The sequence below is a fragment of the Halopseudomonas oceani genome, from assembly GCF_963677335.1.
Lineage (GTDB): Bacteria > Pseudomonadota > Gammaproteobacteria > Pseudomonadales > Pseudomonadaceae > Halopseudomonas > Halopseudomonas oceani.
In genome coordinates, this window is sequence record NZ_OY781932.1 from 2337590 (window position 1) to 2353702 (window position 16113).

At 61.4% G+C, this 16113-nt stretch carries 10 protein-coding genes; 4 read left to right on the plus strand and 6 right to left on the minus strand.

The window, feature by feature from the left end:
* Window positions 1-6 precede the first annotated feature (6 nt).
* On the plus strand, window positions 7-2361 hold the full coding sequence (locus tag ACKPCU_RS11130; RefSeq protein ID WP_321346713.1) for an efflux RND transporter permease subunit: 2355 nt from the start codon (window positions 7-9) through the stop codon (window positions 2359-2361).
* A gap of 514 nt (window positions 2362-2875) precedes the next feature.
* On the opposite strand, the gene ACKPCU_RS11135 is transcribed toward ACKPCU_RS11130, so the two are convergent.
* The 6 genes from ACKPCU_RS11135 to ACKPCU_RS11160 are packed head-to-tail and all read right to left on the minus strand — an operon-like array spanning window position 2876 to window position 9685.
* The gene (locus ACKPCU_RS11135; protein ID WP_321346715.1) at window positions 2876-4537 is read right to left on the minus strand and encodes a BatD family protein; all 1662 of its coding nucleotides are present in this window, start codon (window positions 4535-4537) and stop codon (window positions 2876-2878) included.
* Window positions 4537-6333 carry a VWA domain-containing protein gene (locus ACKPCU_RS11140; RefSeq protein ID WP_321346716.1) on the minus strand — a complete coding sequence of 599 codons (1797 nt, stop codon included), beginning with the start codon at window positions 6331-6333 and terminating at the stop codon, window positions 4537-4539. The genes ACKPCU_RS11135 and ACKPCU_RS11140 overlap by 1 nt, the downstream gene beginning before the upstream one ends.
* On the minus strand, window positions 6323-7321 hold the full coding sequence (locus tag ACKPCU_RS11145; RefSeq protein WP_104738439.1) for a VWA domain-containing protein: 999 nt from the start codon (window positions 7319-7321) through the stop codon (window positions 6323-6325). Before ACKPCU_RS11145 ends, ACKPCU_RS11140 begins: the two co-directional genes overlap by 11 nt.
* Entirely contained in the window at window positions 7314-7775 is a 462-nt protein-coding gene (locus ACKPCU_RS11150) for a DUF4381 family protein (protein WP_321346720.1), read from the minus strand. The genes ACKPCU_RS11145 and ACKPCU_RS11150 overlap by 8 nt, the downstream gene beginning before the upstream one ends.
* A complete protein-coding gene (locus ACKPCU_RS11155; RefSeq protein ID WP_321346721.1) occupies window positions 7772-8722 on the minus strand; it encodes a DUF58 domain-containing protein in 951 nt (316 codons plus the stop codon). Before ACKPCU_RS11155 ends, ACKPCU_RS11150 begins: the two co-directional genes overlap by 4 nt.
* Window positions 8723-8725: 3 nt before the next feature.
* Window positions 8726-9685, minus strand: coding sequence for an AAA family ATPase (locus ACKPCU_RS11160; RefSeq protein WP_104738442.1), 960 nt, complete (start codon window positions 9683-9685; stop codon window positions 8726-8728).
* A gap of 173 nt (window positions 9686-9858) precedes the next feature.
* On the opposite strand from ACKPCU_RS11160, the gene ACKPCU_RS11165 reads away from it, so the two are divergent.
* The 3 genes from ACKPCU_RS11165 to ACKPCU_RS11175 are packed head-to-tail and all read left to right on the plus strand — an operon-like array spanning window position 9859 to window position 16024.
* Window positions 9859-14730 carry an NAD-glutamate dehydrogenase gene (locus tag ACKPCU_RS11165; protein WP_407651748.1) on the plus strand — a complete coding sequence of 1624 codons (4872 nt, stop codon included), beginning with the start codon at window positions 9859-9861 and terminating at the stop codon, window positions 14728-14730.
* Entirely contained in the window at window positions 14718-14942 is a 225-nt protein-coding gene (locus ACKPCU_RS11170) for a DUF2835 domain-containing protein (RefSeq protein ID WP_104738444.1), read from the plus strand. Before ACKPCU_RS11165 ends, ACKPCU_RS11170 begins: the two co-directional genes overlap by 13 nt.
* 59 nt (window positions 14943-15001) lie before the next feature.
* The gene (locus tag ACKPCU_RS11175; protein ID WP_104738445.1) at window positions 15002-16024 is read left to right on the plus strand and encodes a quinone-dependent dihydroorotate dehydrogenase; all 1023 of its coding nucleotides are present in this window, start codon (window positions 15002-15004) and stop codon (window positions 16022-16024) included.
* The last annotated feature ends 89 nt before the right edge of the window (window positions 16025-16113 follow it).

Genomic DNA, 16113 nt, shown 5'->3' on the forward strand with positions numbered 1-16113 from the left:
GTCTGGATGTCCAAGCATCATCAGGAAACGAGCGCTCCCTTTGTGGAACGCTTGATCTTCAACAATCGGATTGTTGTTCTTCTGCTGTTCGCGCTGCTGACCGTGTTCTTCGGTTATCAGGCTGCGCAGGTCAAGCCCGATACCAGCTTCGAGAAGATGATTCCTCTCAAGCACCCCTACATCGCCAACATGATCGCGCACGAGAACGATCTGCCAAATCTCGGCAACTCGATTCGGATCGCTGTCGAGATCAAAGATGGTGATATCTTCAGTACCGAGTACATGGAGAGCCTCAAGCGTATCAACGACGAGGTGTTCTTCCTGCCCGGTGTTGATCGCTCGAATCTGCGTTCGCTGTGGACGCCGAATGTCCGCTGGACCGAGGTAACCGAGTACGGTTTTGACGGTGGCCCGGTGGCCAATCGTCCGGCCTATCTGACCGAGGCCGACCTGGAAGAGCTGCGTGAAAACGTGCTCAAGTCTGGCGAAATCGGTCGTCTGGTAGCGAACAACTTCAAGTCAACCATCATTGACGTGCCGTTGCAGGAAGCCTACCCGAACCCGGAAAACCAGGGTGAGCTGATCCAGCTCGACTACGGCGATTTCTCCCGTCAGCTGGAAGAGAAAATTCGCAGCGAGTTCCAGGGTGAGAACCCGAACATCCAGATCCATATCGTCGGCTTTGCCAAAAAGGTTGGTGACCTGATCGACGGCATCATCAAGGTCGTGATGTTCTTTGGTGCTGCGCTGGTCATTACCTTCGTTCTGCTGATGATGTTCACGCGTTGCTTCAAGAGCTCCATCACCACGCTGGTGTGCTCGGTCATCGCGGTGGTCTGGCAGCTAGGCTTGTTGCGCACGCTCGGCTTTGGCCTGGATCCGTACTCGATTCTGGTCCCGTTCCTGGTCTTCGCCATCGGTATTTCCCACGGTGTGCAGATCATCAACGGCATGGCGATCGAATACACCAATGCCGATGACAGTCGCACCGCAGCCCGTCGCGCGTTCCGCGCGCTGTACATTCCGGGCATCGTGGCGCTGATCTCTGACGCGGTTGGCTTCGTGACGCTGCTGCTGATCGAGATCGAAGTTATCCGTGAGCTGGGTATCGCCGCCTCGGTTGGCGTGGGTGTCATCATCCTGACCAACCTGATGCTGCTGCCGATCCTGATGTCCTATATCGGTATCAGCCGCAAGGCCGTTGAGCGCAATCGTAACCTCGCCAACCGTCCGCAGAAATTGTGGCTGAGCGTGGCCAAGTTTGCCCATCCGGCGGTAGCGCCAATCTCGATCCTGCTCGCAATCGTTGCCTTTGCCTTCGGTATTTACCACGGCAGGGATGTTGCCATCGGTGACCTTGATCCGGGTGCGCCGGAGTTGCGTGCGGATTCGCGGTACAACCTGGACAACCAGTTCATCATCGAGAACTACTCAACCAGTTCCGACATTCTGGTAGTCATGGTCAAGACGCCGGATGAGATGTGCTCGGCCTACGAGACCATGGAAGCCATTGATCAGCTGGAATGGCGCATGAACAACCTGGAGGGCGTGCAGTCGGCGGTATCGCTGGTGACTGTTGCCAAGCAGGTCATCATGGGCAACAACGAAGGCAACCTGAAGTGGCAGACGCTGTCGCGCAACCAGGACAACCTGAACAACGCCATCAGCCGTGCGCCGTCTGGTATGTTCAACTCGTCCTGTTCGCTGGCACCGGTGATGATCTTCCTTGATGATCACAAGGCGGAGACCCTCAAGCGCGCTACTGCTGCGGTTGAGGAATTTGCCGCCGAGCACAACACCGACAACCTGCAGTTCCTGCTGGCGGCCGGTAATGCTGGTATTGAAGCAGCCACCAACGTGGTGATCGAGGCGTCCCAGACCAAGATGCTGCTCACTGTGTACGCGGTGGTCATCCTGATGTGTCTGATCACCTTCCGCTCGATCCGCGCCGTGCTCTGCATCATCATCCCGCTGGCCCTGACCTCGGTTCTGGCCAACGCGCTGATGGCCTTCCTCGGCATTGGTGTGAAGGTGGCAACGCTGCCGGTAATTGCGCTGGGTGTGGGTATTGGTGTCGACTACGGCATTTATATCTACAGTCGCCTGGAAACCTACCTGCGTCAGGGCCTGCCGCTGCAGGAAGCCTACTATGAAACCCTGAAGACCACGGGTAAGGCCGTGACCTTCACCGGCTTCACCTTGGCTATCGGTGTCGCCACCTGGATCTTCTCCGCGATCAAGTTCCAGGCCGACATGGGTATCCTGTTGACCTTCATGTTCCTGTGGAACATGTTTGGCGCACTCTGGCTGTTGCCGGCGCTGGCCCGCTTCTTGATCCGTCCGGACAAGCTGCGTAGCTGAGTGGGTTGAGCTGCACAAAAAAACCGCCTTCGGGCGGTTTTTTTGTGGGGGACATTTTGAGTTCTGTACGGAATGTCAGCGCGCACGTCAGGCATTGTGCCGGCGATGCCTGACGCTTCAATGTATGGCGGAGTGTGCACGTGAGGTTCGTCCCGTTTACGCGGGCGAGTAGCGCAGGGTTGGCAGGAAAAAGGACGGCAGCCTGTTTGAGGCTCGAAGAGCCGAGTTCTGCCGGCCCCTGCCAAACCGAGCAACGCAGCGAACCCGAAGGGCCGCGTAGTCGGGTGCCCAGGGGGATCGCCAAGGGGGGCTGGGCAAGCTGCCCCCCTTGGCTCGCCGTGAAGGCGAAAAGAGGGCTCGACAACAGCGAAAGTGTGCGTACTTATGTGGCTGGCTTGTGATGTGCGCGTGGGTATTGCCAGTGCGGTAGCTCAATTTGCCCGGTTGAGATGATGTCGATGTGGTGGGCGCAGCACGCGGCGATGCTGTTAATTGGCCTCGAACCGAACGTTACTCACACATCCGGATATAGCGGCTCAATCGCATTCTCACCCAGCGCTTCGGTCTCGCGCTGGCGGGCCTGGGTCACCTTGCGCACGGCGCGCCAGAGCGGTTTGCCGCGCCAAGCATGTTCGGTCTGGCCAAACAGGCAGCCGTTCAGATCATCCAGCGCATCGGCGAGGATGGGATGAGCGTGGCTGAGGGCAATGAGGTCGCTTTCCTGCTGCTTGGCCCAGTGCTCCAGTGCCTTGCGTGCTTCTGCAGGCTGGTTGTGGCGGCAGGCGGTTTGCAGGTCGGCCAGCGGGTTGCCGGGCTCATCGGTGTCGAGGCTGACGGTATCCTCACCCAGCTCATCAAGGGCGGTGAGCGCGCGGCGTGCGCCATGCAACTTGACTAGCGCCCAAGTCAGTGCGGCGAGCAACAGGACGGTGGCGAGTTGCCAGGGCCAGAGTACTGGCAGTTCTGCCGGTGGCGGACCCGTGTAGGTGTTGCTGGTGTCATTGAAGCTGTTGTTGCCGCGGATATTCAGGGTGACGGCGTCGAGCTCGGATGTTTCCAACTGGTCGGTTGTCGTATTCCACCATGACACACGAATGGCGGGCACGATGTGACGTCCGGCGTGGCGTGCGACGACCGCCGAGCTTTCCTGACGCAGGCCGAGTACGCCGGTGCTGGACAGCTGGTTTTCCAGTTGCGGCTGATCACTGTACTGACGCAGCTCGTCCTGATCGTCGGCGAGGGTATTCAGCTCTGGCAGCTGCATCGCAGTCAGCCCATCCGCCTGAATGGACAGCGTGCGGGTCAACGGTTCGCCGCGAGTCAGCTCGCCTGATGGGTCGGGTTGCCAGTTTTGGCTCAGTCTCACCTGCCGGGCGGGCAACCACGGCACACCCGCCGGATAGCTTTCAGGTATGGGTTTGACCTGCAGCTGTTGACTGGGTGAGCGCAGCTGGATGAACCGCGCGTTGTGACTGCCGGACTGGCTGGCGGTGCTGCGTGCCTGAACTGCGGTAGCGCTGAACAGTTGGGATGGTATGTCGAGCACACCACTGTGTTGCGGATAGATGGCGTAGCGGACCTCGATCACGCCGTGGACGACGCCGTTGATGTCCCGTTCGTAGGTTTTCGGCGCACCAAGCGCTTCGACCCGGGCGTCGGGAATTTCCAGCCCGCTGAGGGTAGAGTCGTCATACAGTGACACCGAGTGGTAAATGCGCAGCGTCAGCAGCACCTGAGCCTGTACATAGGGTGTGTGTGTGTCGAGTTCGCTGTCGATAAAGATCGGTGCGATATCCGTCGGGCTGATGTCGCTGGCCTGGGCCTGGGTCAGGACATGCAGGGTGACCGGCTCGCTGCGCTCGCCGGCAAGTTCCAGCGGCGGGATGACGACATAGCCGGTGCGCAGCGGCAGCAGGCGTATAACCCAACGCGTGACGGGCAGACTGCGGCCGTTGATGGTGCTGACCAGATTGAGCTTGCGGCTGGATTCAATTTGGAAATGGGTTTCAAGCGGGCTCAGGTCCGGTTGGTCGGTCCGCTTGGCCAGGGTGCTTTCCAGCGTCAGCTCCAGCGGCTGCTGTTCAACCAGCTGAGTGCGATCGACGCTGGCCTGCAGCGCGGCAAAGCCGGGCAGGCTGGTGGTCAGCAGGAGCAGGGTGAAAAGCAACTTGCGCATTATCGGGGGCGTCCGTCGTTTTGTTGCAGGTGCTGATAGAGGAACTTGCGACGCAGCAGTTCCGCCGGATTGTCGGGAATATCCCGCAGCCATTGTTGCACAGCCTGGCGTTGTTCGATCTGCCGGCGACTGCCGGCTCCACCACCGACAGCGGCAGAGCTGCTGCCCTCCAGCTCGGGGCTGTCGGTCAGCTCGCCGCCTGCTGTGCCGTCATTGCGGGTTTCAGTGCCGATTTCATCACCGTCGGTGCGGTTACCGGTCGCGCTGGCGGAGCTGCTGCTGTCGCTGCCCTGGTTGGTTTCGGTGGTGGTGTCGGCAACTGCGCCGGCATTGTCTTCGGTTTCGCTTCCCGTGCCGCCGCTGGTGTCCCCGGACTGCGGTTGCGGCTCGCTGGCTTGGTCTTCGGCTTCGTTCTGCTGTGCCTGCTGCTCGGCCAGATAGGCTTCTACTTGTTGGCGGTTGTGACGGGCGGCGGTGTGATCCGGGGCGCGGGTGAGTGTCTGCTCGAAAGCTGCGAGTGCTTGCTGGTAGTCGCCAGCCAGAGCAAGCGCTGTGCCGTGATTGAAGTGCAGCTCGGCGTTGTCCGGCTGTTGCTCGGCCAGTGCGCCCCAGACGGCTGCTGCCGCTGCGTAGTCGCCACTGTCCAGCAGCGCTTGTGCGCGCCATTGCGGGTCGTCGAACAGCGCGGCTGCTGCTGCCGGTTTGCCGTTGGCCAGCAGGGCGGCAGCTTGCTGGTCTGGCCGTTGCCAGAGGTCAGACCAGCTCATGGCTGAGGCGGGTTGCGGTAACCAGAGTGCGCAAACCGCAACCAGCAGCCAGCCGCGCCGTGCGCCGAGTGCAACCAGGGGTAATAGCACCAGCAACAGCCAGTGGCCCTGGTCGCTGCGCTGACGCTGCTCGGCGTTGGCTTGCTGGGCCGCGAAATCGGATTCCAGCAACTGCCCTATATCGCTGTCATCGAGGCTCATGCGAGCGTAGCTCCCGCCCTCTGAACGGGCAAATTCGATCAGCTCGGGTTCGTTCAGGCGCGGCAGCAGGATGCGGCCCTGGTCGTCGCGCATGAAGCCGCCCTCGGCCAGCGGGACGGGGGCTCCGTCGGCGGTACCGATTCCAATGACCTGCAGGCTCTGGCCCAGCCGGTCAGCCGCCAGTTCTAGGCGTTCGGGATCAATGTCGTCGATACCGCTGCTCAGCAGTAACACCTGGGTGGCGCTGTCGCCATGTTCGGCGCGCAGGTTGGCAGCAAGCAGCAGCGCCTGATCGGCCTGTTGACCGCGTGCCGGCATGATGTCCGGGTGCAGGGCGTCAAGCAGATTGATCAGCGTTGTATGGTCCCGAGTCAGCGGGGCGACCAGATGAGCGCTGCCAGCATAGGCAATGAGCGCGACGCGGCGGTCCGGATAGCGTTGCAGGATGTCGCGAATCTTGCGCTTGGCACGCTCCAGCCGGGTGGGCTGCAGATCATTGGACAGCATGCTGCGCGACACCTGCAGGACCAGAATCAGGCTGGCGCTGTCTTCCCGTTGCACGGTATCGGTCGATTCCCAGGCCGGGCCGGCGAGGGTAATCAGGCTAAGTGTCCAGATTGCGGCGAGCAGCATATAGCGGCCGGCGTATAGCCGCCCAGGCTGGCCCTCGACAAGCGCCTTGCGCAGCGTTGAGGGCAACAGGCCGTCCCAGCCGGAGCGCTGGCGTCGATGCCGATACAGATACCCGCACAGGGCGAGGGCGGGCAAAACACCGAGTAGCCAAAGCGGGCGCAGAAAGGTGAGGGGCAGGGCATGATCAGCCAGCATTCAACCTCCTGCGCAGCATTGGGCTGCTCCAGAGCAGGCTGATCAGCAAGGCGGCAGCCAGCGGCCAGTGGTACAACGGCAACGCTTTGCGGCTGGCCGGGCCGCTACGCAGGCTGGGCTCGAGCTGTTCGATACGTTGCACGGCGGCGGCCAGTGAGGCGCTGTCGCGGACCCGAAAATAGGCGCCATCGGTGACGTTGGCGATTTCCTGCAGGGTTGCCTCGTCAAGGTCACTGGCCGGATCCGCGTTACCTTCAAGCAGGCTCATCAGATCGTTGTTGCCCTTGCTCTCAGCTCCCACGCCAATGGTGAAAATACGAATATGCTCATCGGCTGCCAGCCGTGCGGCCTGGACCGGCGATATCCCTCCCGTGGTGTTGGCTCCGTCGGTCACTAGCAGCAGCACTCGGCTGTTGGCCGGTTGTGCCATCAGCCGCTTGATCGCCAGGCCGATAGCATCGCCGATCGCCGTGTCGCGGCCAGCCAGACCGATAAAGGCTTCATCCAGCCACTGCCGGACGCTGTCGAGATCGTAGGTCAGGGGCGACTGCACATAGGCACGGGTGCCAAACAGGATCAGCCCGATACGGTCACCGCTGCGTTGCTCGATCAAGCTGTCCAGCCAGTGCTGGACGACACTGAGACGATTTGCCGGTTTATCGTCGAGTGTCAGATCGCGGGTATCCATGCTTGCCGATAGGTCGACCGCCAGCATCATGTCCCGACCGCTGCTGGGCGGTGGCAGCGGCGCGCCGAGCAACTGCGGCCGTGCGCTGGCAAAAACCAGCAGCAGCCACATCAGGATCAGCGGCGCGGTTCGCCTTGCCGGGTGAGGGCGGCTGGGCTGACTGGCGTCGAGCCGTTGCAGGCGTGCCATGAAGCCAATCTGCAAGGCCGCCTCTGGCCGCTTCGCAGGCGGCAGCAGCCAGCGCAGCAACCAGGGCAATGGCAGCAGCAGAATGCTCGCGGGCCAGGCCAGTTCAAACATGGTTGTGCCTTATCCAGCGCAGCAGCTCGCGCTGCAATATACGGCGATCTGCGCTGCTCAGCTGCACGTCAGCCTGATACAGGCTGCCGCCCAGCGGTGCCAGCAAGTCCGCGCGTGGCCGTGGGTAGTGTTGACATAAATATTCAACCCAGCTGGCACCGTACAGTCGGGTGGCGGAGATCTCTCCACGGCTTTTCAGATGCCGTTTGATCTGGGTATTGAGCGCGGCGAGCCAGTCGTGATCGGACAGGCCATCGGGTATTTCCCAGAGAATGCGCTGAGCCTTCAGTCGGCGCCGTTGACGCCGACGGTTCAGCAGTATCACCAGTGGAGCGAGGATCAGCAGCACTACCAGCAACGCAGCGAGAGCGAGCCAGCCCGGGGCAGGAGGCCACCAACTGATCGGTGGCGGCAGGGTGGGCAGCAGCAGGCTGCCTTCCAGTGGACTGCTCATGTCTGCGCCGCCTTCGGGTGGCCGCCGAGATTGTCGCGCAGTTGCTCGTGGGCCGGTGCGCGGGTATCGAGTGGCAGCAGGCTGCAGCGTAGTCGGCGTGCCAGGCGCATCCAGGCCTGGCGCTGGGCCTGAAACTGGGCAGCGTATGCCGCGCGGGTAGCATCGTCGCTGCTGTTCAGGGTTAACCGTTGCTTGCCTTGCACAAAATCGAGTGCGCCGTTGGCGGGCAGCTCACTGTCGAGCGGGTCGAACACCGGTAGCAGGATCAGGTCATTATGGCCGGCCAGTGGAATCAGCAAGCTCTGGTTCAGGCTGTCGATTGCCGCGTGGTCGCAGACGATATACAGAATACTGCCGGGGCGGATGATCTCGCGACTGTGACGCAGCGCCATGTTGAGCGCCTCGCTGACCGGGTCGGCGGGGTCTGCGTGTTCCGGTGCCAGGGCGTGATTGGCTTGCACCAAAAGCTGTAGTAGCTGCAGCAGGGCCTTGCGATCCCGGCGCGGGCGCACTTCATGGCATTGCCCTGATCCGAATACCATGCCACCTACCCGGTCATGGTGGGCCAAAGCCGTCCAGGCAATCAATGCGCAGGTCTCCGCAGCCAGTACTGACTTGAGGTAGCGCTGGCTGCCGAAGAACAGTCGGGGACTCTGCTCACCAATCAAAAAGACCGGACGTTCCCGTTCCTCATTGAATACCTTGGTGTGTACCTTCTGACTGCGTGCGGTGACGCGCCAGTCGATGTTGCGAATGTCGTCACCCGGCAGGTAGGCACGCACCTGATCGAAGTCGACGCCGCGGCCGCGCAGGCGCGAGTTCTGCTGGCCGGTCTGTCGTCCGTTGCGCACCGGTCGGCTGAACAGGGGCAGTTCGTGACAATGCCTGCGAGTTGCGAGCAGCGCCTCCAGACTGGTGTGCAGGGTCGGATCAAGGCTGACCGTCATGGTTCAGACAACGGGGACCGAGTCGATCAGCAGGTTGATCGCCTGGTCACTGTCGATGCCGGCCGCTTCCGCTTCAAAGCTGAGCAGAACCCGGTGACGCAGCACGTCGTGGGCGATGGCTTGCACGTCTTCCGGGCTGACGAAGTCGCGCCCGGCCAGCCAGGCGTGAGCACGGGCACAGCGATCCAGCGCGATGGTGCCGCGCGGGCTGGCACCCATTTCCAGCCATTCGGCCAGCTGCGGGTTGTACTGGTCCGGCCGGCGGGTTGCCATCACCAGCTGGATCAGATATTCCTCCACGGCGTCAGCCATGAACAGGTCGAGCACCTCCTGGCGGGCAGCCAGAATGCTCTGCTGGGTAATGCGCTCGGCCATCTTTGGTTCGTCGCCGCGCGCTTCACCTCGGGCCAGTTGCAGGATCTGACGCTCCAGTGCCGCGTCCGGGAAGCCGATGCGTACATGCATCAGAAAACGGTCGAGCTGTGCTTCGGGCAGTGGATAGGTACCTTCCTGCTCAATCGGGTTCTGGGTCGCCATGACCATGAACAGCTCGGGTAGGGCGTAGGTCTGGCGGCCGATACTGACCTGGCGCTCGGCCATTGCCTCAAGCAGTGCCGACTGCACCTTGGCCGGCGCGCGGTTGATCTCGTCGGCCAACACCAGATGGTGGAAGATCGGTCCCTGCTGGAAGCTGAAGGTCGTTGTTTCCGGGTGGTAGACCTCGGTACCGGTAATGTCGGCCGGCAGCAGGTCAGGGGTGAACTGAATCCGGTGAAAGTCCGCTTCGATGCCTTCGGACAGCGCCTTGATCGCCTTGGTTTTGGCCAGGCCCGGGGCGCCCTCGACCAGCACGTGACCGCCAGCGAGCAGGCTGATCAGCATGCGATCAATCAAATGCTCCTGGCCGAAAATGTGCTGGCCCATAAAGGCCTTCAACTGCAGCAGGGATTCCCGATGGGTCATGTGTTTTCCGTTGTTCTGGTTCGCTGGCTGGCGTCAGTGTACGTCACTTTAACGAAATCCCTTTGGTCTAGACTATCCTCACATCACAATTAATGCGGCACCGCTGAAATAAAGCGTCAGCGTGCGTTCAGAGCGGTGCTGCCGATACACCCGCGATTCTGGAGGTCGGCAAGATGGCGTTGATCATGGCCAGTTCCAAACAGGCGTTTATTGAATCACTGACCGAGCGCCTGCAGGCGCTGGTTACCAAGGCTGACCGTGATGCGATCGGCCTGTTTTGCAGTAACTTCTTTGGTATTGCCTCACATGCGGAGCTGGCGTCTCGGCAGGATAACGACCTGCTCGGTTGCACTCTTTCGGCGTGGCGCTTCCTGCAAACGCTACCTGGCGGTGAGGTCAAGTTACGGGTGTTCAACCCGGATACCCAGCAGCACGGCTGGCAGAGCACGCACACGGTGGTTGAGGTGGTGCACCGTGATTTGCCGTTTCTGGTCGACTCAGTACGCATGGAGCTTGGCCGTCGCGGCTACGCTATCCACAATCTCTACAACAGCATCATGACGGTTGAGCGCAGGGAAGATGGCAAGCTTGTGCAGTTGCTGGCCAACGGCGCAGGCAAAAAGGAAGCGCGGGCCGAGTCGGTGATGTATATCGAGATAGACCGCGCGACAACCAGTGCGGATTTGCGTGCCTTGCAGGATAGCCTGCTCGAAGCGCTGAGCAACGTCCGGGCGACGGTTCACGATTTTCCCGCCATGCGCGCGCGGGTGGTTGAGCTGATCGCCATGCTGGGCAGTCGACGCAAACACTACTTCGCTCGGGAGGAGCGGACTGAAGCCGTTGCCTTTCTGGAGTGGTTGCTGGATGACCATTTTACCTTTCTTGGTTATGAGTGTTTTTCCATCAACGAAGGCTTGCCGGAGCAACGCCTTGGCCTGCGCCCCGGCGCGAGTCTCGGCGCGCTGGCTCTGAACCCGCGTGATGAGAGCGTCGACGGCTTGCCGGAGCAGGTGATCGGCTATCTGCAGGCGCCGCTGTTGCTTTCGTTTGCCAAGGCTTCGCAGCTGAGCCGTGTACATCGTCCGGCCTATCCAGATTATGTCTCGGTGCGGGAAGTCGATCTGGACGGCAACGTGGTGCAGGAACATCGCTTCATGGGGCTCTATACCTCGCGCGTCTATTCGGCGCTGGTCGATAACATTCCCCACGTTCGGCGCAAGGTGGCACATGTGCGTTCGGTCTCCGGATTTCTGCCGAGCAGCCATCTGGCCAAGGAACTGGAGCAGGTGCTGCAGGTGCTGCCGCGCGACGACCTGTTCCAGATGTCGGTCGACGAGCTGGCCGAAACCGCGCTTAACATCGTGCAGATGCAGGAGCGCAACCAAATTCGGCTGTTTCTGCGTCGTGGTAATTACGGTCGCTTCTACTACGCGCTGGCATTCGTCCCACGGGATGTGTACTCGACCGACATCAGGCTGAAGATCCAGGCAGTCCTGCTGGAGCGGTTGCAGGCAACGGAAAGCGAGTTCTGGACTTACTTCTCCGAATCCATTCTGGCGCGCACTCAGTTCATCCTGCGTGTTGACCCGACCAAGACCCCGGACATTGACCCCGTGAAAATAGAACAGGAAGTGGTGCGCGCCTGCCGTAACTGGCAGGACGAGTTTCGTGATCGGTTGCTGGAGAGTCTGGGCGAGGCGCGAGCTACCGATGTGCTAGCCCACCTGGGGGATGGCTTTCCAGCGGGGTATAGCGATCGTTTTACTGCTGCCACCGGGGTAGTTGACCTGCAGACGCTGCTGGGGTTGACGCCTGAGGCGCCGCTGGCGATGAGTTTTTATCAGCCGCTGGCACAGACCCAGGGCGTGCTGCACTGCAAACTGTACCACCTGAACGAGTCGCTGCCGTTATCGGATGTGATCCCGGTTCTTGAGAACCTGGGGCTGCGGGTATTGGGCGAGTTTCCCTTCCGCATTGCCCAGGCCGATGGAACGACGTTCTGGATCCATGATTTCGAATTTACCTTTGTTGGTGGCGCCACGCTGGATATCCAGGAAGCCAACGAGCTGTTCCGTGACGCCTTCAAGGCAGTCTGGTCCGGGCAGGCGGAGAATGACGGGTTCAACCGCCTGGTACTGCTGTCCGGTTTGCCCTGGCGTGATGTGGCGCTGCTGCGCGCCTATGCCCGCTATCTCAAGCAGATTCGACTGGGCTTTGAGCTGCCTTACATCGCCAGCACCCTGGTTGCCCACGCCGATATCGCGCGCGAGTTGGTACGTCTGTTCCGTACCCGTTTTTATCTGGCGCGCAAGCTCAGTGCCGAGGATCTGGGCGATATGCAGCAGAAGCTGGAAAAGGCGATTCTTGGCGCGCTGGATGAGGTGGCGGTGCTCAATGAAGACCGTATCCTGCGGCGCTATCTTGATCTGATCAAGGCAACGCTACGCACCAACTTCTTCCAGCCTGACGCAGCGGGTCAGAGCAAGGACTATGTGAGCCTGAAGTTCGACCCGTCGGCAATTCCCGAGTTGCCGTTGCCGCGGCCGATGTTCGAGATATTTGTCTATTCGCCGCGGGTCGAGGGTGTCCACCTGCGTGGCGGCAAAGTTGCCCGCGGTGGATTACGCTGGTCCGATCGCGAAGAGGACTACCGTACCGAAGTGCTTGGTCTGGTCAAGGCGCAGCAGGTGAAGAATGCGGTGATCGTGCCGGTCGGCGCCAAGGGGGGATTCGTTCCGCGCCGGCTGCCCCTGGGGGGAAGCCGCGATGAAGTGCAGCAAGAAGCCATTGCCTGCTATCGCTTGTTTATTCAAGGCCTGCTGGATATTACCGACAACCTGGCCGATGGAAGCGTTGTGCCGCCGGCCAACGTGGTACGGCACGACGCCGATGATCCCTATCTGGTGGTGGCCGCCGATAAGGGCACGGCAACCTTCTCGGATATCGCCAACGAAATTGCTGCGGGCTACGGCTTCTGGCTGGGTGACGCCTTCGCGTCCGGCGGCTCGGCAGGCTATGACCACAAGAAGATGGGCATCACCGCACGCGGCGCCTGGGTGTCGGTACAGCGGCATTTCCGTGAGCTGGGTATCAACGTGCAGACTGATCCGGTCAGCGTGATCGGCATTGGCGACATGGCCGGCGATGTCTTCGGCAATGGTCTGTTGCAGTCGCGCATGCTCAAACTGGTGGCTGCGTTCAACCACCAGCATATCTTTATCGATCCCGACCCTGACCCCGAGCGCAGCTACGCGGAGCGCGAGCGCCTGTTTGCCCTGCCGCGCTCGAGTTGGGCCGATTATGACGCCAGCCTGATATCCGAGGGGGGCGGCGTCTTTTCGCGCAGCCTCAAGCAGATCACCCTGACTCCGCAGATGCGCGCGCGCTTCGATATCAGCGCCGAGCGCTTGACGCCGACCGAGCTGATCCATCAACTGTTGAAAGCACCGGTGGACCTGATCTGGAATGGCGGGATCGGCACCTACGTCAAAGGCAGCAGCGAAACCCATGCCGATGTGGGTGATAAAGCCAACGACGCGCTGAGGGTCAACGGTCGCGACCTGCGCTGCCGGGTCGTAGGCGAGGGCGGCAACCTTGGGCTGACCCAGCTCGGGCGTATCGAGTACTGCCTCAACGGCGGTGCGCTCAACACAGACTTTATTGACAATGCCGGTGGCGTCGACTGCTCCGACCACGAGGTCAATATCAAGATTCTGCTCAACGAAGTGGTCGCCGCCCAGGACATGACGGCCAAGCAGCGCAATAAGCTGCTGGCCAGCATGACCGACGCGGTAGCCGAGCTGGTGCTCGGCAACAACTACAAGCAGACCCAGGCCATCAGTCTGGCCCAGCGCCAGGCCGCCCAGACCATGGGCGAGTACCAGCGCTTCATCAACTCAATGGAGAGCAGCGGCAAGCTCAACCGGGCGCTGGAGTTTTTGCCCGAGGACGACCAGCTTGCCGAGCGCAAGGCGACCGGCAAGGGGTTGACCCGGGCCGAGCTGTCGGTGCTGATCTCTTACTCGAAGGCTGATCTCAAAGAGGCGCTGGTAGCCTCTGATGTGCCGGAAGACCCTTACCTGGCTCGGGAGCTGGAGACCGCTTTCCCGGCGGTACTGCTCAAATCCTGGAGTGATGCACTGGGTCGCCACCGGCTGCGGCGCGAAATTGTCGCGACTCAACTGGCGAACAATCTGGTCAACCACATGGGCATTACCTTCCTGCGACGACTGGAACAGTCCACCGGCGCTGCGGTCAGTGATGTCGCACGGGCCTGGGTTGTCGCACGGGATGTTTTCCACCTGCAGGAGCACTTCGCCGGCATAGAGGCACTCGATCATCAGGTCTCGGCCGAGGTCCAGCTGGAGTTGATGGAAGAACTCATGCGGCTTGGCCGCCGCGCCAGCCGGTGGTTCATTCGCAACCGTCGCAGCGAGCTGCTGCCGGAGCGCGAGGTCGCCCACTTCGCGCCGTGCGTGCGGACGCTGGCCGAGCGCTTTGACCAGTTGCTGGAAGGGGATGTGCGGCACCTGTGGGACGAGCGCTATCAGCATTACGTTGACGAAGGTGTGCCGGAGGCCATTGCGCGGGTGGTGGCCGGGACTGGACATGCCTACACGCTGCTGGGGATCGTTGAAGCGGCCGATGCAACCGGGCAGAATGCCGAGCGCGTGGCGCAAGTGTTCTTCGCACTCGGCAGTCATCTGCAGCTGCCCTGGTTCGGTCAGCAGGTGACCGGGCTGCAGGTCGACAACCATTGGCAGGCATTGGCACGGGAAAGTTACCGCGATGATCTTGACTGGCAGGCACGCAGCATCACTGTTGCGGCGCTGCAGGGCGGTGATGAGGCAACGCCGGTCGATGAATTGGTTGCTGACTGGGTGCAGCGCAATCAGGCGATGGTGTTGCGCTGGCAGACCATGCTGGGTGAGCTGAAGAGTGCTGGCGCCGGTGATTACCCCATGGTGGCGGTAGCGATGCGTGAGCTGCTGGATTTGGCTCAGCACGCCCGTCTGGTTGTTCAGGACGATGCATGCAGCAGTTGATCATAGATCTGGCGTTACCCGCCGAGCGCTACCTTGCCTGGTATCAGGGGCGCGCCGAGCGGGTCATGATGTACAGCCGTGATGGCCGGCGTGTCAGTTTGCCGGCCCATCATTTGCGGCCTTTTTTAACCCATCAGGGTGTGTACGGCAGCTTTCTCATGCAATTCACCGATGACGGCCAACTGCTTAAGCTGGAGCGGCTGGCGGGCTGAGCGCAGGCGCTCGATTCAGGTATACTCTGCAGCCTGATTTTCTGCCCCGGATACCCGCCATGTACGAACTGCTTCGCTCGCTGATGTTCCGCCTGCCCGCGGAAACTTCCCACGACCTTGCACTGGACATGATCGGCGCTGCCGGGCGGTTGCGGCTGGCCGACAAGCTGGTGCGCCCGGTGCCGACTCAGCCGGTTGAGGTGATGGGGCTGACCTTTGACAACCCGGTTGGGCTGGCTGCCGGACTGGACAAGAACGCGGTTGCTGTCGACGGGATGGCAGCGATGGGCTTCGGTTTTCTGGAAGTCGGCACCGTCACGCCGCGGCCACAACCGGGTAACCCCAAGCCGCGCCTGTTCCGTCTGCCTGAGCAGTTGGCAATCATCAACCGCTTCGGTTTTAACAACGAGGGTGTTGATGCCATGCTTGAGCGGCTGTCGGGCGTGCGCTACAGCGGCGTGTTGGGCATCAATATCGGCAAGAACGCGGTCACTCCGGTCGAGAATGCGGTGGACGATTATCTCTACTGTCTGCGTAAGGTCTATGACCGGGCCAGCTATGTCACCGTCAACCTGTCGTCACCGAATACCCCAGGTCTGCGTACCCTGCAATACGGTGAAACGCTCAAGGTGCTGCTTGGCCAGATCAAGCAGTGCCAGACGGCGCTGGCCGAGGAACGTGGACGGTACGTGCCGATTGCTATCAAGATTGCGCCGGACATGAATGAAGAAGAAGTCGCGCTGGTCGGCGCGACGCTGTTGGAAGCGGGTATGGATGCGGTCATCGCGACCAATACAACGCTTGATCGCACCGCCGTCGCCGATTCGCCCTATGCCAGCGAGGCTGGAGGCCTGTCTGGTGCGCCGCTGACCGACATGTCGACTGAAGTGATTCGTCTGCTGGCCGCAGAATTGAAGGGGCAGATACCGATCATTGGGGTGGGCGGGATCTTCAGTGGTGCCGATGCGGCCGACAAGATCGCCGCTGGCGCGAGCCTGGTGCAGCTTTACAGCGGCTTCATCTATCGCGGGCCAGAACTGATCCGTGAATGCGCTGACGCGATTGCAGTGATGCCGCGCTGAAAATGGAAGCCCCCGCAGAGCGGGGGCTAGGTGGGCCTTCATGAGGCCCGGCGCTGTGGGCGAGCGCCTTTGGGGAAAATGAAGAACGG